The sequence below is a fragment of the Rhodothermales bacterium genome, assembly GCA_034439735.1.
Taxonomy (GTDB): domain Bacteria; phylum Bacteroidota; class Rhodothermia; order Rhodothermales; family JAHQVL01; genus JAWKNW01.
This window is the reverse complement of sequence record JAWXAX010000080.1, coordinates 1-19,396: the sequence shown is the minus strand read 5'-3', so window position 1 is coordinate 19,396 and position 19,396 is coordinate 1. Positions and strand designations below refer to the sequence as shown.

The following is a 19,396-nucleotide window of genomic DNA, read 5'->3' as shown; positions in this document are numbered from 1 at the left end:
TTGTTAACGTATAGCCGGTTTCAGGAGCAAATCCTGGAAATCGTAGCTGAAATCCGTCGCCGGCGACACCGCCTGCATCCTGGCCTGATCGATCGAGCCGTCCGGGTGGAGGGCGAATGTGATGAAGGCGTCGGCGCGGAGTTCGCGGTCGTACCAGCGGACGATGAAGGTGTCGTACTGCCAGTGCTCCATCGATCCCACGAGAGAAGGCGTCCGGCTGAAGCGGAGTTCGAGGGCGCCGTCGGGTTTTTGTTCGACGAGGATGTCGCCGTACCAGGCGTCCGTGTAGGTCCCCACGTAGGCGGCCGGCGATAGGGAGGGGCCGGCGCCGGCGTTCCGCTCGGTGGCGATGGCGGCTTCCGTATCCGCGATCTCGCGCAGGCCCTGTTGTTCATAGTTCGCGAGGGCGACGAGCCAGTCGGTGTCGTTCGCGCCGAGATAGTGGTCGAGCACGTGGTACGTCATCGCCGTGAAGGCGCGGCCGGACTCCTGGTTGGTGAACACGGCCACGCCGAGTTTTAACTCGGGGATCATGGTCACCTTGGACACATATCCCGGCAGCCCACCCGTATGAGTGACCACCTTGTGGCCGCGATAGTCGTGCACGTCGAACCCGAGCGCATACCCGGAGAACTGGCGCTGGAGCGGCGCGAGGTCCGGCGGCGGGGTGCCGATGGGCGTGGGCGTAAGGGGGGTCCAGAGTTCACGGGCGGTGCGGCGTGAGAAGAGGCGGTCATCGCCGGCTACCCGGCCGGAGTCCAGCTGGACGATCATCCACCTCGCGATGTCGCGGGCGCTGGCGTTGATACCGCCGGCGGGGTTCGTGTTGTCGCTGGTGAAGGGCGCGATGGGGCGGACGACGCCATCGACGCGGGCGTGGGTGACGGCCACGTTGGCGCCCGGAGCGCCGGCGTCGGAGTGGCGGGGGTTGCTGTCGGCCATGCCCACCCGGTCGAGGATACGGGTCTGGACAAAATCCTCCCACGACATTCCGCTCAGGGTTTCGATGACCTCGCCGGCGACGAGGTAGAGGACGTTGTCGTACGCGTACGCGCTCCGGAAGCTGGTGACGAGCGGGAGGTAGCGGAGGCGTTCGGCCACTTCGCGGCGGTTATAGGTGGAAGCCGGCCACCAGAGCAGGTCGCCGGCGCCGAGGCCAAGGCCGCTGCGGTGCACGAGCAGGTCGCGGATGGTGAGTTCGCGGGTGACAAACGCGTCGCTGAGTTGGAACCAAGGCAGGTGGTCGATCACCCGATCTTCCCACCCGAGCCGACCCTCTTCGACGAGTAATGCGAGCGCGGTGGCTGTGAAGGCCTTGGAGTTGGAGGCGATGCCGAACAGTGTTCGATCATCGACCGGTGCCGGATTTCCCAGCTCGCGGACGCCGTACCCTTTCGCCAGGACCACACGACCGTCCTTTACGATGGCGAGGGCGATGCCCGGGACCTCGAAAGCAGAAAGGACGGCGGCGGTGTACGAGTCGATGCCCGGCGGCGCCGGCTGGGCGACACTGGGGAAGGACGAGAGAAGGAGGAGGACGAAGAGCGGGAGGATGCGGAGCATGGCGGCGGGTGAACGTGGATAGTGCACGGTAAGATACACATTGCGGCTGGATGAATGAGATCGTCTTTGCCGGCGGAGGCCCTTCCAAACGCGCGACGAAAGCGTATGTCTAACCCAATTTGCCCGAGTAATTAACGCCGGCGGCGTCAGGCCGATACCCTCTCCAAGGCGCCAATGTACCTCCCGAACACACGCCCTGACCTCGTTTGTGATCGGACCTCTCTTGCCAGTATCCGTTCGAGATGATGCGGAATCGACTTTTCCTATGCTATTCTCTGCACGCCCTCGCCGCGCTGGGCTGCGGTGCGGAGTCCAATCGATCGCCCAGGCGTCAGGTGGGCATCCTTGTCGGTATCCCCTATTTCGAGGAAACGGCTGCCGGCTTTGCTACTGAGATGCGCCGACTCGGGTATGTGGAAGGCGAACACATCGAATATCACATGCGCCTGGCCTATGGAGGCGTCGAAGAAGAGCGGCGGATGGCGGAGGAGCTGGTCGAGGCCGGCCAGCCTGCGTTTGGGTTTAGCGTGATGGTTCGAAATGGTCCGACGGAGACCCAGGCGGCACGTATCGCCCACAAGATCCTGGAGGGAACGAGCCCTAGCGACATCCCGGTCGAGTCTGCCGAGACGTACTTCGAGATCAATCTCAACGCCATCGACCAGCTCGGGCTGACTCCGTCGGCTGGATGGCTCAGTCTGGCCGATTCGCTCATCCGATGAAGCGGCATCCTACCATACGTCGATCGCGCCGGCTGAGTGTCACGCTAGTGACCACGTTCCTGGCGCTGGCCATCACGATGCAGGTCGCGACAACCGCGCTCGACCTCATGGTCAGCCTGCGCACGTTACGGATCGCACTTACGGATCGCCAGCATCGACTGGCGGCCTCCGCCTCGACGGCGGTAAGCGATTTCATCTACAGCAAGATCGAACGCCTTCAACTGACCGAACGGATTGCACATCTTGGCGTGTCGAATCCTGCTGATCGGCACCTTGCAATGGAACGGCTGCTGGGGATCGATCGATCGATCCGGCACGTCATCTACTACGACCATGCCGCGTCGAAGCTCGCCAGTGCTTCCCGTTTTTCACAGTTCTCCTCGCTCCGCATCGAGCCGGCGATCCTCGAGGCGCTTTTAGAGCGAACGCGCGGCGGTCTCACCTACATCAGCCCGGTGATCATCGACGATGCCACCAGCGAACCCACGGTGCTGATTGCCATCCCCGTGCGAGGCGCGTTGGGCGAATTTGCCGGCACCCTGCTCGCCCAGACCAACCTGAAGTTCATGTGGGACCTGGTGAGCGAAATCGAGGTCGGGGAAAGCGGCCAAGCCTATGTGGTAGATGATGTAGGAAACGTCATCGCCTCCAGAGACATCAGCCGCGTGCTGCGCACCGACAATCTGAAGCACCTCCAGGTCGTGTCGGATTTCCTCACCCAAACACACCACGACGCTGGCGACTATACCGCCAAAACCACACGCGGGATTGAAGGCACACGGGTCGTATCCATGTTCGTGAGCCTCGGGGACCCCGAATGGGCAGTGGTGATCGAGATGCCGTTTCGCGAGGCCTACGCCTTTATCTGGGAAAAATTACTCCTCTCCGTTATCTCGCTGATCGGCCTCGGTATCGTGGCCTATGTATCCGCCATCTACCTCTCCCGGCGCATAACGAAGCCGTTGACAGAACTGCGCGACGTCACCCGGAGCATCAGCCAGGGCAAACTCGACACCCGCATCGAAACGACCGCGCGCAACGAGATCGGTGATCTGGCGGCCAGCTTCAACCAGATGATGGCGGACCTGAAGATGACGACCGTCTCACGGGATTCGCTTGCCGACGAGATCGCGATCCGCAAAGAAACCGAATCGCAGTTGCTCCAGGCCAAACTCGAAGCCGAACACGCCTCGCGGGCCAAAAGCGAGTTCCTGGCCAACATGAGCCATGAAATCCGCACCCCGATGAACGGCGTGATTGGGATGACGAGCATCTTGCTCAGTACCGGACTATCGAGCGAGCAACGCCAGTACGCCGAGATGATCCAGGCCAGCGCGGATGACCTGCTGACGGTCATCAACGACATCCTCGACTACTCGAAGGTAGAGGCCGGCAAACTCGACCTCGAAACGATCTCGTTCGATCTCCGGAATGCGATTGAGGACGCCGCGGACCTCCTTGCCATGAATGCGGCCAAAAAAGGGCTCGAACTGGTCTGTGTGGTCGACCGCAACGTGCCTTCGAGCGTCCTGGGAGACCCCGGCCGGCTCCGCCAGATCCTGCTCAACCTGGCCAACAACGCGATCAAATTTACCCACGAGGGAGAGGTCACGATCCGCGCCGGAGCCCTTGAACGCGTGGAAAACCGGGCTACCGTGCGATTCTCGGTGCAGGACACGGGGATCGGGATTCCAAAAGACCGCATGGATCGCCTGTTCAAGTCGTTCTCGCAGGTCGACTCCTCCACGACGCGCACATACGGGGGGACCGGCCTCGGCCTCGCCATCTCCCGCCAGTTGGTCGACATGATGCACGGCCAGATCGGTGTGGAAAGCGAGGAAGGGCAGGGCTCCACGTTCTGGTTCACGATCAACTTTGAGTGCCTCCCCGACGCGGAGCCGCGGAGCCACCCGGATATTGCCAGGCGCCGGGCGCTCATCATAGAGCCGTCCGTTTCGATTCGCACCGCCCTGCTCGAACACTTTGCGCTGCTCGAAATCGACGCGGTCGAAGCCGCTGACGACCGGCAAGCACACGCGCGGATCGACGAGGCCCTGCTCGCCAACGCCCCGTTTGATTTTGCGCTGATCGACCGCCACGCCTTCACGGTTGGCGCCGTTGCATTCACCGATATCCTGACGCTGTCGCCTGCGCTGGCGGGGGCCAAGCTGATCCTGATGACCTCGGTGGATCGCGGCTCGGAAAAAGAGCGGCTGCTCGAGCACGGTTTCGCCAGCCGTCTCACCAAACCCGTCAAGCTATCGCGCCTCCTCGATTGCCTCTTAAAGGGCATACCCGAATCGACACCGGAGCTCCCCTCCCCGAATGCCGATGTTGCCGCCACGAACCGGGCCCGCATCCTGCTCGCCGAGGACAATCTCACCAACCAGCAGGTGGCGCTGCACATCCTGCGGAAACGAGGCCATACCGTGGATGCCGTCGCGAACGGACGCGAAGCGCTCGCGGCCGTCGCGTCGGGCGCGTACGACCTCGTCCTGATGGACGTCCAGATGCCGGTGATGGACGGCTTCGCGGCAACGGCCGCCATCCGTCAGATGGATGGATCGGCGCGAACCATACCCATCATCGCAATGACGGCCCATGCCATGGCCGGCGACCGCGAGAAGTGCCTCGAAGCCGGAATGGACGACTACACCTCGAAGCCGATCATCTCCCGCGAACTGTTTGCGACGATCGACCGCTGGACGGCTGGCATCGAGCCAGCGCCGCTCGATCCTGCGTCACCCTCTGGCATCCCCGCCATCGACCCTGCCCCGATCAATTTCGACGACGCGCTGGAGCGCTTCGCCGGCGACCGCGAGTTCCTCGACGAATTACTCGGCGACTTCCAATCCCAGGCCATCGACATCCTGCAGGCCATCCGCTCCGCCGTCGACGCCGGCGACGCCGACGCCCTCCGCTACCAGGCCCATACATTAAAGGGCGCCGCCGCGAACCTGGGCGCCAATGCCCTGTCGGCCGCCGCGTTCGAGCTTGAAAAGATAGGGAAAGTAGGCGCGCTCGATGGCGCCGGCGAAGCACTCATCCGCCTCGTGGCCGAACGCGACCGGCTGGAGGCCTACCTCGCCGAGCACCCGGTCGTCGCCTGACGGCGAAAGGGTTTAAAGTTTTAGGTTCTAGGTTTAAAGGGGGAGATCCTTACACCTTAAGCCTCGAACCTGAAGCCCTTACCCCCCCCCAGATTCAAACACACCACCTTCGTCTCCGTCATCTCCTCCAGGGCGAAGCGTAGTCCTTCCCGACCGATCCCGCTCCGTTTGGTCCCGCCGAAGGGCATCACGTCCAGCCGATAGTCCGTCGAGTCGTTCACCATCACCCCGCCGGCCTCCAGCCCGTGAACCGCGGCGAAGGCGTCCCGCAGGCTCTCCGTGAAGACCGCCGCGTGTAAACCGAACGGTGTTCGATTGGCTTTTTCGATGGCTTCTTCCAGGGAGTCGACCCGGTACAGCGCGACGACCGGGCCGTAGATTTCCTCACAATTCAGCCGGCAGCCCTCCGGCACGTCCGTCAGTACGGTCGGCCAGATCATGGCGCCCTCGCGCCGGCCGCCGGCCAGGGTTCGCGCCCCGCCGGCCCGCGCCTCCTGGATCCATTCGGCCACGCGCTCGGCCTGACGCTCGGTGATGAGGGGGCAGACATCGGTCGTCTCCTCCAGCGACGAGCCCACCCGGAGTCGGCCCGCCCGATCGGCCAGCCTCTCGGCAAACACGTCGAACACCGTTCGATGCACCAGTACCCGTTGGACGCCGAGACAGTTCTGGCCGGCCTGTGCAAATGCCCCGTCGGCGATGGCAGCAACAGCCCGGTCGATGTCGGCGTCGGCCAGCACGATGACGGGTGAGTTGGCGCCCAGCTCCAGCGCCAGCTTCTTGACGCCGGCCACCCGGGTGATGTGCTCGCCGGTGGCGGCACCGCCGGTGAAGGAGATCATGCGTACGCGCGGGTCGGCGACGAGGGCGTCGCCGATTTCCTCGCCATGACCGGTAACAACGTTGAGCCGGCCGGCCGGGAGCCCTGCCTCCACGAAATGCGCGGCGAGGCGAAGGACGGCGAGCGGCGCGCGGGAGTCTGGCTTGAGTACGACGGCATTGCCCCCCGCGATCGCCGGCCCGATCTTGTGGGTCATCACCGCGAGGGGATCGTTAAACGGCATGATGGCCGCCACGACGCCGACGGGCACGCGGTAGTAATATCCCGTGCGATTCTCCGAGCCGGGACGGATGTCGAACGGCAACGTCTCGCCATGGAGCCGGCGGCCCTCTTCGGCGGCTAGGCGGAGGATGCCGGCGGCCCGCACCGGCTCGCGCCGGGCCTCGCGGATCGTCTTGCTGCCCTCGCGGGCGATGTCGAGGGCATAGGCGGCCTGGTGTTCGACGAGCAGGTCGGCGGCGCGCATCAGCACATCGTACCGGGTGTGCATCGGGCAGGGCGTCCTGAGCGATGCGGCCGCGGCGCCGACCGCCGCGTCGATGTCCGCCGGCGCGCCACGGGAGACGGCGCCGACCTGTTCGCCGGCGAAGGAGTTGACCACTGGGATCGTCTGGTCTCGGACCACCCATTGGCCGGCGATGAGAAGGCCCAGAGGTTCCTGCGTTTGTCCACGCTCGTCACGCATACCACATCACCGTTCCCATGTTGCCTTTTCTACTATCGACCCATCGTTCGGGGTGGAGGCACGATGTATCGGAGACACCTTGTATCGGAGACACCTTGTATCGGAGGCACCTTGTATCGGAGACACGATGTATCGTGTCTCTACCGGGCGGGGTGGACGGCGTTCGCGTCAGCGAACCCGCCATCCGTATTCGGGGCCGCTGTGGAAGAAGTCCATCGGCGTCACGACGCCGTCGCGTTTAAACACGAGGCCGTCCTTCATGACGAAGCGGACATCGCGCAAGGCGTCGATGTTCGCCAGGGGGTTGGCGGCGACGGCGATCACGTCCCCGCGGTTGCCCACCTTGATCGGGCCGCGGTCGGTGAGTTCACAGACCTCGTAGCCGGTGGTGGTCATGGCCTTGAGGATGTCGTTCGGTGGGATGCCGGCGGCCTTCCACGTCTCCAGGAAGTTGATGGTGATCTCGCCGCGGGTGAGGCCGGGGACGTAGTAGTCGGCATCGGTGGAGTAGGTGAGTTTGACGCCGTTGGCATAGGCGTTTTTCATGCGGTCGACCGTCGCGGCGAAGGACCGCTCACTGCCGCGGTACCAGGTATGGGGCGTTTCGGTGCCGGCTCGGTAGATGCCTTTTTCGGCCATCATCTTGTGCAGATCGTCCGTGAGGGCGTTGTCGTGTTCGAGTGACCACAGGCCGGCCTCGATGGCGCGGCGGGCGCCTTCGTAGGTCTGGACGTGGCCGGCGACCTTCATGTTGGCGTTGGCGGACTCACTGACGAACAGCTTGAGCTGATCGACCGTGTACGGGTACAGCTGGCAGTCCACACACACCTTGATCACCTTCGCGCCGTAGTGGATGTTGCGCCGGATGGCCTTGACGATCTCGTCGTTTGTATCGGCGTTGAGGTACTCGGGGTAGACCGTGTTTTCCCATTCGGGCACTTCGTGGAACTGTCCGCCGAAAGCGCCGATGATGATGCCCGAGTTGATGAGCGTCGGCCCGGGCACCCAGCCCTGTTCGATGGCGTGACGGAGGGCCGTGTCCGCGTAGTTGCCGGCGTTGCCGAGGTCGCGCACGACGGTGAAGCCCGACGCCAGCTTCTGGAAGCCATTGGAAAAGGCCTGGATGGCGCGGATGGGGCTGCTGTCCATCAGCGTCGTGAAGTAATAGGCGTCACTCTCCGGCTCCTTTTTGTAGGTGATGCCGAGGTGGTCGTGGGAGTCGACGAGGCCGGGCAGGACGTACTGGCCGGAGAGATCGATGACCTCGGCGCCTTCCGGGATCGCTACGTTGGGTCCAACGGCAAGGATCTCGCTGTCGCCCGTTTTATGGTCGTGGCGGACGACGATGATCTGGTTGTCGGCCACCGTTCCCGTCGCCGGGTCAATCAGGTGGCCGGCGCGGATGGCCGTGATTTTGGGTTCGAGTTTCTGGCGGAGCTCGGCCGGCATCTCGGCCGGCCAGTCTTGAGCAAAGGCCGCGATCGGGGCTAGAAGGACGAGGAAGATGAATAGGAGGGCGCGCATCGGAGTTTCCGAGTGTGTGGAAGGAGTGTCCATGAAAGTACGGGAATCCAAATTCAAAAATATCGCCGCACCCAGTGGCGAGGTTCACGAGAGCTAGCGGTGTTCGTCGATCAACTCCATCCACCCCTCTACCGACACCCCGTAGTCGGCCAGCAGTCGTTCCGAGATGGTGGCGCGGATATCCTCCGGAAACACCTCTTTGCCGTGCAACGCACCGAACAGCGCGCCGGCGACCTGCATGTACGAGTCGGTGTCGTGCCCGAACTCCATGATGAGTTGCAGGGTCGCGAGTGGGTCACGGTCGGTGAGGTCGGCGCAGGCGAAGACGACCGTCATCGGCACCCAGGCTTCCCACCACTGCTCGGCGTCGAGCTCGCGTTCGAGGATCGCGAACAACCGCGCGGCGCGACCTTCGGATTCGCGCGCCGCCGCGTGGGCGATGTCGAGCCAGCGGTCCAGCCGGCGCTCCACCCACGGCACTTCGCGCACCCGGTACGGATCCGTGTCCCGCATGGCAGCCTCGACGCTTTCCCAGGTGGCTCCCGGCGCCAGCGCGGCGGCAAGGCCTGCGACGAGGCCGGCGTTGAGATCGAACCCGATCCCATTGTCGATGAAGTCGATTTCCCAGGTCGTTTTATACGCCGCCTCGGGGTCGCCGGGATAGAACGCGGCGACGGGCAGGAACGGCATCTGGCCGGCCATCGTTGGCAGCCCGCCCCATTGCCGGCCGGGCGGGCGGGCGATGCGCGGGTCCCGCTCACCCAACTCCCACCGCGCCGCGTAAGCGAACTCATCCAGCCACTCGCGGGGGAGCGTGCCGTACACCCCCAGCGTGTCGGCCCGCCAGGCGAGGAGGGCCCGGGCGAAGGCGAGGCGATCCGGCCGGCCGGTTTCGGCGAGGCTGTTGAAGAAGAGGATTTTGAAGCGGGAGTCGTCGGTGATGGTACCGGGAGGCGAATCGGCCCGCCACTGGGCGTAGGACTCCGGGTACGGCCGGCGGGTGTAGGGCTTGAGGCGGAAGCGGGCACGGAGCTCGGCGATACCCTCGGAGGTGAGGACGGCGTCGGTCGAGGTCCAGACGCTCTGCTCGGGGTCCTGAAACTCGTCCGGCCCGCCGGCGGCGTCGCCGATGATGCCGCCGATCAGGAGGCCCTCGATGCGAGAAGTGAGATCAGCCTGGGCGGCTGCGATAAGCGGGGTACTCAGAACAGCGAGGACGAAAGCAATGATGCAGCGACGGACGTTCACAAGTTGCATGTATACGTGCAAAAATGCGTGGTAGAAAGTCGTAGAGACGCTCCTGGGGAGCGTCTCATTTCGGCGACGAAAACCGTGGCCTTCAAGCTGGCGGAAACGTTGCGGAGACGCTCCGCAGGAGCGTCTCTACAGAACATGTCATTCGGTAACAGGATAGCAGATCGTCGCAACTATTGCTATCATCCTGGACATCCAACCCGACCGATCATGCCCTCCGCCCATTTCGATTTCGACGCCCCGCAGCCGCTCATCGACTTCCTGACCCACGCCGGCTGGCTCAACGCGGGCGAGACGGTGCGCCGCATCGTTAAGGCCGGCGAGGGCAACATGAACTTCGTGGCGCGGGTACAGACGGACCGCCGCTCGCTGGTCGTCAAACAATCCCGACCCTGGGTAGAAAAATACCCTTCGATACCCGCGCCCGAAGAGCGCATCCTTTCCGAAGTAACCTTTTATCAGGCCATCCAGGACCAACCCCGACTCGCCGCGCTCATGCCCCGGCTTCTGGGGGTCGACGCCGCCCATCACGCGGCGCTGTTTGAAGACCTGGGTGAGGCGCCCGATTACACCCGCCTCTACAACGGCGAACGCGCACCCTGCGGCGAACTCCGTCCCCTCCTCCGCTGGCTATCGACGCTGCACAACGCGGCGTTCCCCGAGACGCTCCGGCCCACCCTCGCCAACCGCGCCATGCGGTCGCTCAACCACCTCCACCTGTTCGACTTCCCCCTCCGCCCGGACAACGGCCTCGACCTCGACGCCATCACGCCGGGCCTTCAGGTCGTGGCCGACCGTCTCAAGCAAAACGAGGTCTATGACGCGGCCGTACACGCGCTGGGCGAACGCTACCTGGCTGACGGCGACCGGCTGCTGCACGGCGACTTCTACCCCGGCAGCTGGGTGCACACGCCGGCGGGTCCCCGGATCATCGATCCCGAGTTTGCTTTTTTTGGGCCGGCGGAATACGATGTGGGGATCTGCCTGGCCCACCTGGCCATGGCCGGCTACTCGGAGGCCGAGCGCACGGTGATCCTGATGGGGTACACACCGCGTCCCGGATTCGACCGCACCCTGGTGGCCCGGTTCGCCGGCATGGAGATCATGCGCCGGCTCATCGGCGTAGCGCAGCTGCCGCTTTCGCGCACGATTGACCAGAAGCAGGAACTACTCACCTGGTCGGAGCAGCTTGTACTGGCGCCGGCCGACGCCCGCCTGTATTAGGAATGGACCGTTCGATCGGAAGCCATCCATTTACGGTACGCCTCCCGCTGCTCGATATGGTTAAACGGAAACGCCGCGTCGTCGATCAGACCGGCCAGATTATCCGTGACGTCGCGAACCGTGTCGACCATCGCTTTCGGGTATCGCCATCGTTTACTGTTTTGAGCGAACTCCTCCTCGTCGAGCAACTTCACCTCGCCGTCCAGCGTGACCAGATAGTCGAGGTCCAGGTCAACCCACGTCAAGGTGTCGCCATCCAGCACGGCCGGCGCGCAGAGGTTGATGTACATGGCCCAGTCGGACCCCGTGCTGTCGCACATGTGCATCACGTTGTACCACCGGTCGGTGAAGTAGTACTGAAGCATCCCGTTTCGGTTGGTGTACGACTTACCGTGGCTGTGGTAGAAAAACGTCTCGTCGGGCCGCGCGAGCACACAAATGTGGTCGGCACCGGCGTCGAGGTGTAAGCCTTCGGAAGTGCTCCGGAAGCTGCCGTTGTATTTTTTTGAGATGACTTTGAGACGGTTCATACGGGCGCCCGATTACGGGTCTTTCACGCGGCGCCCGGCCTTCTGTTCTAACCGCGCCCCACAAACGGCATGGCGGTGGCCATGACGGTGAGCGTCAGCACGTTGGCATCGAGGGGGAGGCTGGCCATGTAGAGGACCGCATCAGCCACATGGCGGACGTCCATCGTGGGTTCGATGGCGATGGAGCCGTCGGCCTGGGGGACTCCCGTTTTCATCTTGCCGGCCATCGCGGTGTCCGCGTTGCCGATGTCGATCTGGCCGCAGGCGATGTTGTACTTCCGCCCGTCGAGGGCGGTGGCTTTGGTCAGGCCCGTAACGGCGTGTTTCGACGCCGTGTAGGGCGCCGAGTTTGGCCGGGGCGCGTGGGCCGAAATCGACCCGTTGTTGATGATGCGGCCGCCGCCAGGATGCTGGTCCTTCATCATCCGGAAGGCCTCCTGCGTGCAGAGGAAAACACCCGTGAGGTTCGTCGCGATGACCCTCTGCCAGTCGGCCACGTCGAGGTCCTCCAACAACACCCCCGGCGCGCTGACGCCGGCGTTGTTAAAGAGCAGATCCAGCCGGCCAAAGGATTCGCGAACGCGGTCGAACAAGAGTTTCACCGAGGCGGCATCCGTCACGTCGCACGGGGCGACGAGGGTGCGCTCCGGCGCACCAGCGAGGCGGGCCGTTTCTTCAAGAGAGGCCGCATTCCGGCCGGCCAGTACGACGGCGTAGCCGGCATGGGCCAGGGCGACGGCGGTCTGCCGGCCAATGCCGGAGCCGGCGCCGGTAACGAGGGCGATCTTCATCCTTCTTCCTTCAGTTTAGCCGCCAGCTTCGGGGGTGCATCCACCAGGTAGGCGTTGTGGATATGGAGGCCGAGTTCGGTATCGTCCACGGCATCGAGGAACAGGCCGACCCACCCTTTTACGCCCATATACGGAGGTCTAAACATCGCGTCGGGCCGGGCTTCGATCAGCATCTCCTGTATACCTGGCGCCGCAGCCAGCCAGACGGCATGCCGGCCGCCGCCGTGGTGGTTCTCGGCCGAGGCGTACATCGCAAAGACCTTCTTGTGACGCCAGGTAGGTTCACTCCAGGCGATTTTCTCCCAGGCATCGGGGAGGGCCATGCAGAGGGCACGCACGCGATCGATGGGGTTCGGGGTGGCGTGTATCATCGTTTATGCACCGCCCGAACCGATTCGGGCGCTTTCGAGGTAGGCCTGTACGCGGCGGGCCAGGGCCACGGCGGCGTCTCGGTGGCGCCGGCGAATGCTGAGTTCGACTTCCACCGAGTTTTTCCCGGGAAGGGCATCCAGCAACTCCGCGCCCTTGGGGCGCACGGTCAGTACATCTTTGATGACACCCGGATTAAACTGCACGCGAAGCAGCGCCTTCAACTCTATCTTGATCACATGGTGGTCTTCGTTCGACCCTGTGGCGGCGCGTTCAAGAACGTCGAGCACCAGGAACTCGTCCTCCAGATACGCCAGCCCGCTCACCTCGGTGAACCCCATGTGTTTGTCGGGCAGCGTAAACGGCACGACGTCCGCATCGATGTCCTGCTCGTAGAGCCGGTATTTCAGGTAGGATGCGAGCCGGTCGGCCGCCGGTCGATCCGCCCGTTTCACCTTGAAGACCATCTCGCGGGCGTTGTCCCCCGGCATCTGCTCCATAATCTCGAGCCGGCGGGGGCGGAACACAAGTTTGGCCCCGATGGCCGACTTGTTGTATTCGACGTCCCGCAAGTCGTCGATCGGAATCGTCATGCGGTGCACGGGCGACAGGTTGTCGAGCAGGCTCTTCGTCCGATAAGCAAACTCGACGCTCTCCTCGCCGGCCTCCAATGTGCCTTGGATCTCACCGATGCCCTGCAATACCTCGGAGGCGGACACTTCGACGGAGACGGGTACGGGGTCGACTGGGATTTTCATGTCAGTTCGCCAGGTTGTGGTCGAACGAAACAACATCGCACCCCGTGTGGGGCGACGCGAAAATCAAACTGGAGAGGATGCGCATGGAGACTATCCCACGATTGAAGCGGCGATATGAGGCCTCAATATAACCCGCGATGGTAAGACCCTCAATCAAACGTATAGTCGAACGACAGCATGCCGTGATTGATGATCGCATCGCCGCGGAGCGTAGCGAGGTCGCCGGTGCCAGAGCCCGGGACGACGGCGCCGAACTGGTTCATCGTCCGGTCACCTACCCGCATGCCGCCGTGTTGGATGACGAACGTTCCCGTACGTCCATCGAGCGTGCCGGTTACGCGTTCGTTGGCGATGTAGCCTTCCTGGCCGCACATGAGCAACTCGGCGACACCCTCGCCGACGAGGGCGCCGTTGTAGGCTTTCTTGACGGTAGCGCGTGCCAGGGCGGGACCTTCAGCCGGCGTATCGTATACGGCCTGCTCCCACGCGGTGACGGCAAAGGGGATATCGATTTTCATGGGGACTACCCTGATGTGTTGAACACCTGTTTCCAAACAGATGTCGACTAGAAACGGCGACGGCCGGGAGATCGCTCTTCCGGCCGTCGTCGATCGGGAATCCAGCGCGACTATTCGAAGCGCAGATAGACCGGCTTACTTTCACGTACCGCTTCGTCGGCGGCGCGGGCGACGGCGTCTTGCACATCGGCCGAGGTATCCGCCTGGCCGAAGAGGACTTCGTCACGCTCGGTGTCCAGCATCCCGGTGGCGCCGGCGGCACACGTCACTTTGATGTGCATCGGGGTGAAGATGCCGAACGTGATGGCGCCGACGAGGGAGTTCACGAAGCTGAGTTCGGTTTCGACGATGGCCACACCGTTCGGGCATTCGGCGGCGCCGTCTACCTCGGCCGGAGGAACGAGGCCGTAGATGAAGCTGGTGGCAAACGGGATGTCGACCACTTGGGCGGACGGCATGAGGCCGGTTTCGACGCGGGCATGGTAACACCCGACGAACGAGAAAGAAACCAGGAGCAGAAGAGCGGCTTGTACAGTGTTTTTCATACAGATTGACAGGTTATATGGGAATGCCATACTGACGGCGGAAAATAAGGGCGATCTGAGTCTGTCGAGACGCTACCAAAAGATATTTCTGACCGTCTCAATGCCGCCGGCGCGCCGCCTGCCGCTCCTCGTCCACCCGAACAGCCTCTGTCAGCAGCTCGCGGATGATGTCGGGATCGATCTCGCTGATGTCTTGATACACCCGCATCCCGACCTGCTTACGCCCTCCACGCTCCAGATAGCCGCGCCGATCGTACAGGTGCACCCCCTGCGTGAACCCGAGTTGCACGCCGGCCTTCGTTTTCCCGGCCCACCCCACCGACCCGGGCCAGATGAAACAGATATCCGCATGCCGGCGGTAATACGGCACGTTGTACGAAAGCCGCTCCTCGGCTTCGGGCACCGTTTCGTGGACGAGGGCCCGCAGCCGGTCGACGATCGCACGGTCGTTGGCCGAGAGGTAGCCCAGGAATTCATCGATGGAGCGGAAGTGGACATCCTGCACGGTTTCCTGGGAATCGGTCACTCGGGCGTGGGTGGCGGCAATTCCGTGAGCCGGAAGTAGGCCTCCGCGTAACGCCGGCCCAGCTCGCGGGCGGACGCCGCATCGAAGTGGAGCGTATCGCCTTTGTGCGTCAATCCATCGGATGGGACAAACGCGACGAATGGAAGCTCAACGGCCAGTTCGCGTTGGGCGCGGTCGACTTCGATCCACGGTTCCGTCCAGGGCTTCTCGGGAAATCGGCCCATCTGCCCGATCAGAAAAGGCAGCTCGGGGTTGCCGCTTTGCTCTCGAAACCGGGCGATCAATTCAGCCAGCCGCTCCTTGTACAGCGGCGCGAGCGCCTCCTTGCTATCGCTTTCGCCCTGGTGCCACAACACCGCGCGCAGCTCGCCGTCGTGGCGCGCCTGCGCCAGCCGGCGCATCGCGTCGTCGTACGGATGGGAGTCCGTGGCCTGGTCGCGCGCGCCGGGGCGCCAGGCCGAGATCGGCGAGCCGCCCACGGCGGCCGGGATGAGGCCGACGACGGCGCCGGGGGGCAGCCGGTCGACCACGGCGATTCCGAAGGCGCGTGCCGGACCGACGCCGGCAATGGGCTTGTCGAAATGAACGGGATCCACCGCGGACGCCCACACGCCGTCCTTACCAAAGGCGAGGACGCGTGAATCCGGCTGATTCTCCGCCGCATCCACGACGCCCCGGCCGGCCATGTTGGACTGCCCGGCGAGCAGAAACACATCCATGACCAGCGGCGCGGGGGCCGCCTCTGGCGTCTCATTCGCCGGCGCACAGGACGACGCGATGGCCGCGATACACAGGAGGATCAGGAGGGGGTGTTTCATATGACGGGCGTACCGGTTTTAGATGGACTCCTGCATCAGATTCAGCCGCTCCCAATCGTGCAGCGCCTTGTCCGACAATACCTGCCGGTTCAGCTTCCGCCACGTCACGGCCGTCTCCAGCCATTCGGATTTCTGCTTCGGGATCTCCAGCAGCCGGTCGCGCGCGTACCCTTTCGATCCCTCGTTCTCGTCGTCGTCGTTGAGCACGCCGAGGAACGCATCCATCGAAAAATTCCAGGACAGCGGATTGCCGCGCACCTCCATCAAATACCCAACCAGGGCGCGGACGGTCAGCAACTGGCCGATGATGCGCTCCGTCTTGGTCGCCTCGGTGAGCCAGATCCGGAAGTCACTCTCAACGACCTCCTCCTTGATCTCGTATTCCAGGTTCGGCAAGCGAGAAAAGATGTGGGCGGCGATTTCGGCGCGATGGTCCTGCTGGATATGGTCGTACCACTCCAGCAGGGCTTCAACGGGGTTTGTCATATGATGTCGTACAATCTCGGGTAGGTTCGATGGGCAGGCGACAGGCCGGCTGCCCGAAAACGATCGCAGGGTAACACCAGGCGATGACACCGTTATGTCATGGCTTTGTGCCCGAAACAGGCTCGGCTCACTTCCCAAGATACACATCGGCGACACGCCGGATCAGGTCGTGAACGTCGGTGTCGCGGTTGGTGAGGACGATGACCGTCAGCCCTTGTTCGGGAAATCGCTCGACGGCGTTTCGGAAGCCGACGGTGCTGCCGGTGTGCCACACGGAAGGCCGGCCGGCGTATTCGCCCACGAACCACCCGTAGCCGTAGCCGGCCCCGTCGTGCCGGGTGTTTTCCGCCGGCATGAACACGTCCGCCATCAGGGCGGGGCTCAGCAGCCGGCCTTCGTCGAGCGCGCGGTACCAGAGCCGCAGATCATCCACCGAACTGTACACCCCGCCGTCGCCCAACACGGCGCTGGTGATACTCTGGTCGTTGCGCGTGAAGCGGCCTTCGGCGCCGGCGTACCCGTAGGCGCGGTTTGGGACGGTCGATATCCCGTCCTCAAACGCGACGGTCTCGATCATCCGCAGTGGCTCGAAGAGGCGGTCGTGGAGGAAGGCGGCAAACGTCTGACCGGACACCCGCTCCACGAGCATCGCCAGGACGGCGTAGGCGGAGTTGCTGTAGCGGAACTGGGAACCCGGTTGGAAATACGTGCTGTCCTGACCCATCATCGACGCCAGAACGTCGCGGTCCCTGACGGGGATGGTGGTCGTGTCCGGGATGTGGTCTTCGTAATCGATCAGGCCGGAGGTGTGGGTGAGGAGGTGCCGCACCGTCATCGCCTGGCCGTAGGCGGGGAACTCCGGGAAGAGGTCCGTCAGCCGGGTATACAGGGAGATCCGGCCTTCATCCACCAAGAGGAGCACGGCCAGGGCGGTGAATTGTTTGGTGACGGAGGCGAGGCGGTAATTCGTCGCTGGCGTGGCCGGAACGCCCCCCTCCAGGTCCGCCAGCCCGAACGCCTTCCGGTAGACTACCTCGCCCTCTTTCAAAACGAGCACCGAGGCGCCGGGGATGTCTGGCCGGGCGTAGTCGGCAAACAGGGCATCGACGCGGGTCGCGGGATCGGGCGAGGCGCAACCGGAAACCATGGCGAGGGCGAGCAGGGATACAAGGATGGAAACAGCAGGCATGGGCGCCGTCGGGCAGGTTCGCCGACAAGTTAGCCATCCGATCCGATTCAATCATAGAAGAATTGTTCTCGGCTCACCCAAAACGCGATGCGCGCTTCGGCGGCATCCTGAGAGACACCAACGAAAAGCGGGCGCTGTAGCATAATGAACTGGGATCCGAACACCTCGTCGTTCACCCGTACGGTTATCAGATACCCACCCTCCTTCAAATCCATCTGGAGCCCGCCGGCGCTAGTGAATGTGTTCGATGTCACCTGCCTGGAGTAGACCAGCTCCTGATCGACCCAGATCTCTACGTCGTCGGCCTGAAATCCACTATGCAGGGCGAGAGTCAGAGGCTGCTTGTCCTCCAGGGAAAATCCGCTGCAGCCCGCGAGGGCCGGAAGGAGGAGGAGCGCTAGAAGGCGAAATTCAAGAACCCGCATCGTTTGCTTCAGCATAGAGATTGCCTTTTGTAGAGACGCTCCGGTGGGGCGTCTCAGCACGTTTCCGCATTCCTGAAACCGAACGGTTGATTGCTGCGCAGCATGTTTGGGATTCCTGAAACCGGCCGATTTATTTCTACCGTCGGGAGACGCCCCACCGGGGCGTCTCTACAGACGGCCACGATCATCCTGATGGTTTCTGTAAGACGGATGCCTCGCGGAGACGCCCCTTTCTTATCCCGGGACGTCAGTTAAAAATAGACAATCGGCTCTCTTCTCACCTGAAACGTAATTTGTCCCTCGGCGGCTATGTAATCTATACCGAGGTACAGGGGATGCTGGAGGATGACGAAATGGGAGCCGACTACCTCGTCGTTGACGCGCACGGTAACGAGATAGCCGCCTTCCTTCAACTCGACTGTATGCCCGCCGGCGAGTCCCAGTACAGGATTTGTCTCCACGGTGCTTTGATACACCAGCTCCCCATCGACCCACACCTCCGCGTTATCGCCATGAAAGCCGTAATGCAAAGCGATACCCAGTGGCTGTTTGTCTCCCAGGGAAAATCCGCTGCAGCCGGCGAGGGCCGGAAGGAGGAGGAGCGCTAGAAGGCGAAATTCAAGAACCCGCATCGTTTGCTTCAGCATAGAGATTGCCTTTTGTAGAGACGCCCCGGTGGGGCGTCCAGCACGTTTCCGCATTCCTGAAACCGAACGGTTGATTGCTGCGCAGCATGTTTGGGATTCCTGAAACCGGCTGATTTATTTCTGCCGTCGGGAGACGCCCCACTGGGGCGTCTCTACAGAATGGGTTCCCATGTACCGCTGGATGATGGCCTGTGCGCCGCCCGCATTAGCCGTTTAGACCCTCGCCTACCAGGTCTTATTCCCGAGGTGCTGACAGATATGTTCGATCATCAAAACGGCATGCACGCTTCGGAGTAATCTGATTCCCTTATTCCCCCGCCGGCCCCGGCAGCTCCTCTCCGGGCGGTGCGGCCTGGCCAAATCGGGGTGTTCCGTCGGCATTCCAGGTGAACCGCTGCATCCGGGGGGATCGCTGGCCACCGCATCCGAGCCCGGGCTCGGGGTTGGCGTGGTAGAGAATCCAGTTCTCGGATCCGTCGGGCGAGGTAAAAAACGAGTTGTGGCCGGCGGCGTGGGCGCCGGGGCCGGAGGTGAAAACGGGTTGTGGATATTTGATCCACGAGGCCGGGTCGAGCAGGTCGCTGCCGGCGTCGGCGGCGAGCAGACCAAGCGTGTAGGCATCGGTCCAGCAGCCGCTGGCGGAGTAGACGATGAACACCTGGCCGCCTCCATCACCTACTCGGTGTAGAAATTGGGGCCCTTCGTTGACGTCGACATGGGTGAGCCCGTCGCCGGCATCGGTCAGGTCGCCGACGGTTTCCCAGGGGTAGGTTGGGCTCGCGATGCGGACGCGCCAGCCGGCGAGGGTCCAGGGGTTCTCCATCAGGGCGAGGTAGAGGTGCTGCGTCCCATTCGTCTCACCCTCCCAGCC

At 63.3% G+C, this 19,396-nt stretch carries 20 protein-coding genes; 3 read left to right on the top strand and 17 right to left on the bottom strand.

The features are described from left to right. Positions 1–3: 3 nt before the first annotated feature. Positions 4–1,563, bottom strand: coding sequence for a serine hydrolase (locus SH809_06540; GenBank protein MDZ4699343.1), 1,560 nt, complete (start codon positions 1,561–1,563; stop codon positions 4–6). 242 nt (positions 1,564–1,805) lie between these two features. On the opposite strand from SH809_06540, the gene SH809_06535 reads away from it, so the two are divergent. Next, on the top strand, positions 1,806–2,285 hold the full coding sequence (locus SH809_06535; GenBank protein MDZ4699342.1) for a hypothetical protein: 480 nt from the start codon (positions 1,806–1,808) through the stop codon (positions 2,283–2,285). Further along, the gene (locus SH809_06530) at positions 2,282–5,395 is read left to right on the top strand and encodes an ATP-binding protein (protein MDZ4699341.1); all 3,114 of its coding nucleotides are present in this window, start codon (positions 2,282–2,284) and stop codon (positions 5,393–5,395) included. The genes SH809_06535 and SH809_06530 overlap by 4 nt, the downstream gene beginning before the upstream one ends. 56 nt (positions 5,396–5,451) lie before the next feature. Here the strand turns inward: SH809_06530 and SH809_06525 are convergent, their stop codons facing one another. The 3 genes from SH809_06525 to SH809_06515 all read right to left on the bottom strand — a co-directional run bounded on the left by SH809_06525 (position 5,452) and on the right by SH809_06515 (position 9,702). Next, a complete protein-coding gene (locus SH809_06525; protein ID MDZ4699340.1) occupies positions 5,452–6,921 on the bottom strand; it encodes an aldehyde dehydrogenase family protein in 1,470 nt (489 codons plus the stop codon). Between the two features lie 168 nt (positions 6,922–7,089). Continuing rightward, positions 7,090–8,445 carry an amidohydrolase family protein gene (locus SH809_06520; GenBank protein MDZ4699339.1) on the bottom strand — a complete coding sequence of 452 codons (1,356 nt, stop codon included), beginning with the start codon at positions 8,443–8,445 and terminating at the stop codon, positions 7,090–7,092. A gap of 93 nt (positions 8,446–8,538) precedes the next feature. Beyond that, positions 8,539–9,702: an ADP-ribosylglycohydrolase family protein gene (locus tag SH809_06515; GenBank protein ID MDZ4699338.1), complete on the bottom strand. Its 1,164-nt coding sequence runs from the start codon at positions 9,700–9,702 to the stop codon at positions 8,539–8,541. Positions 9,703–9,909: 207 nt separating this feature from the next. Between SH809_06515 and SH809_06510 the strand changes: the two genes are divergently transcribed. Further along, positions 9,910–10,923, top strand: coding sequence for a phosphotransferase (locus tag SH809_06510; protein MDZ4699337.1), 1,014 nt, complete (start codon positions 9,910–9,912; stop codon positions 10,921–10,923). Here the strand turns inward: SH809_06510 and SH809_06505 are convergent. From SH809_06505 to SH809_06445, 13 genes are all read right to left on the bottom strand, one after another. Continuing rightward, positions 10,920–11,453 carry a DUF402 domain-containing protein gene (locus tag SH809_06505; protein ID MDZ4699336.1) on the bottom strand — a complete coding sequence of 178 codons (534 nt, stop codon included), beginning with the start codon at positions 11,451–11,453 and terminating at the stop codon, positions 10,920–10,922. The genes SH809_06510 and SH809_06505 overlap by 4 nt on opposite strands. Before the next feature lie 47 nt (positions 11,454–11,500). After that, a complete protein-coding gene (locus SH809_06500) occupies positions 11,501–12,244 on the bottom strand; it encodes an SDR family oxidoreductase (protein ID MDZ4699335.1) in 744 nt (247 codons plus the stop codon). Beyond that, entirely contained in the window at positions 12,241–12,582 is a 342-nt protein-coding gene (locus SH809_06495) for an MmcQ/YjbR family DNA-binding protein (GenBank protein ID MDZ4699334.1), read from the bottom strand. Before SH809_06495 ends, SH809_06500 begins: the two co-directional genes overlap by 4 nt. A 36-nt stretch (positions 12,583–12,618) precedes the next feature. Then, positions 12,619–13,371, bottom strand: a complete 753-nt coding sequence (locus tag SH809_06490; protein ID MDZ4699333.1) for a hypothetical protein — start codon at positions 13,369–13,371, stop codon at positions 12,619–12,621. A gap of 149 nt (positions 13,372–13,520) precedes the next feature. Then, the gene (locus SH809_06485; protein ID MDZ4699332.1) at positions 13,521–13,889 is read right to left on the bottom strand and encodes a DUF3224 domain-containing protein; all 369 of its coding nucleotides are present in this window, start codon (positions 13,887–13,889) and stop codon (positions 13,521–13,523) included. A 110-nt stretch (positions 13,890–13,999) separates the two neighbouring features. Continuing rightward, a complete protein-coding gene (locus tag SH809_06480; GenBank protein MDZ4699331.1) occupies positions 14,000–14,434 on the bottom strand; it encodes a Bor family protein in 435 nt (144 codons plus the stop codon). A 97-nt stretch (positions 14,435–14,531) separates the two neighbouring features. Further along, positions 14,532–14,960, bottom strand: a complete 429-nt coding sequence (locus SH809_06475; GenBank protein ID MDZ4699330.1) for a DUF1801 domain-containing protein — start codon at positions 14,958–14,960, stop codon at positions 14,532–14,534. Beyond that, on the bottom strand, positions 14,957–15,778 hold the full coding sequence (locus SH809_06470) for a sialate O-acetylesterase (protein ID MDZ4699329.1): 822 nt from the start codon (positions 15,776–15,778) through the stop codon (positions 14,957–14,959). The genes SH809_06475 and SH809_06470 overlap by 4 nt, the downstream gene beginning before the upstream one ends. Positions 15,779–15,796: 18 nt before the next feature. Then, a complete protein-coding gene (locus tag SH809_06465; protein ID MDZ4699328.1) occupies positions 15,797–16,264 on the bottom strand; it encodes a hypothetical protein in 468 nt (155 codons plus the stop codon). 127 nt (positions 16,265–16,391) lie between these two features. Then, positions 16,392–17,453 (bottom strand): serine hydrolase domain-containing protein, encoded by a 1,062-nt coding sequence (locus SH809_06460; GenBank protein MDZ4699327.1) that lies wholly within the window; start codon positions 17,451–17,453, stop codon positions 16,392–16,394. 47 nt (positions 17,454–17,500) lie between these two features. Then, positions 17,501–17,893, bottom strand: a complete 393-nt coding sequence (locus tag SH809_06455) for a hypothetical protein (GenBank protein MDZ4699326.1) — start codon at positions 17,891–17,893, stop codon at positions 17,501–17,503. Positions 17,894–18,129: 236 nt separating this feature from the next. Then, the gene (locus SH809_06450) at positions 18,130–18,525 is read right to left on the bottom strand and encodes a hypothetical protein (protein ID MDZ4699325.1); all 396 of its coding nucleotides are present in this window, start codon (positions 18,523–18,525) and stop codon (positions 18,130–18,132) included. Positions 18,526–18,832: 307 nt separating this feature from the next. Further along, the coding region (locus SH809_06445) for a family 43 glycosylhydrolase (GenBank protein ID MDZ4699324.1) at positions 18,833–19,396 on the bottom strand (564 nt) is incomplete at its 5' end.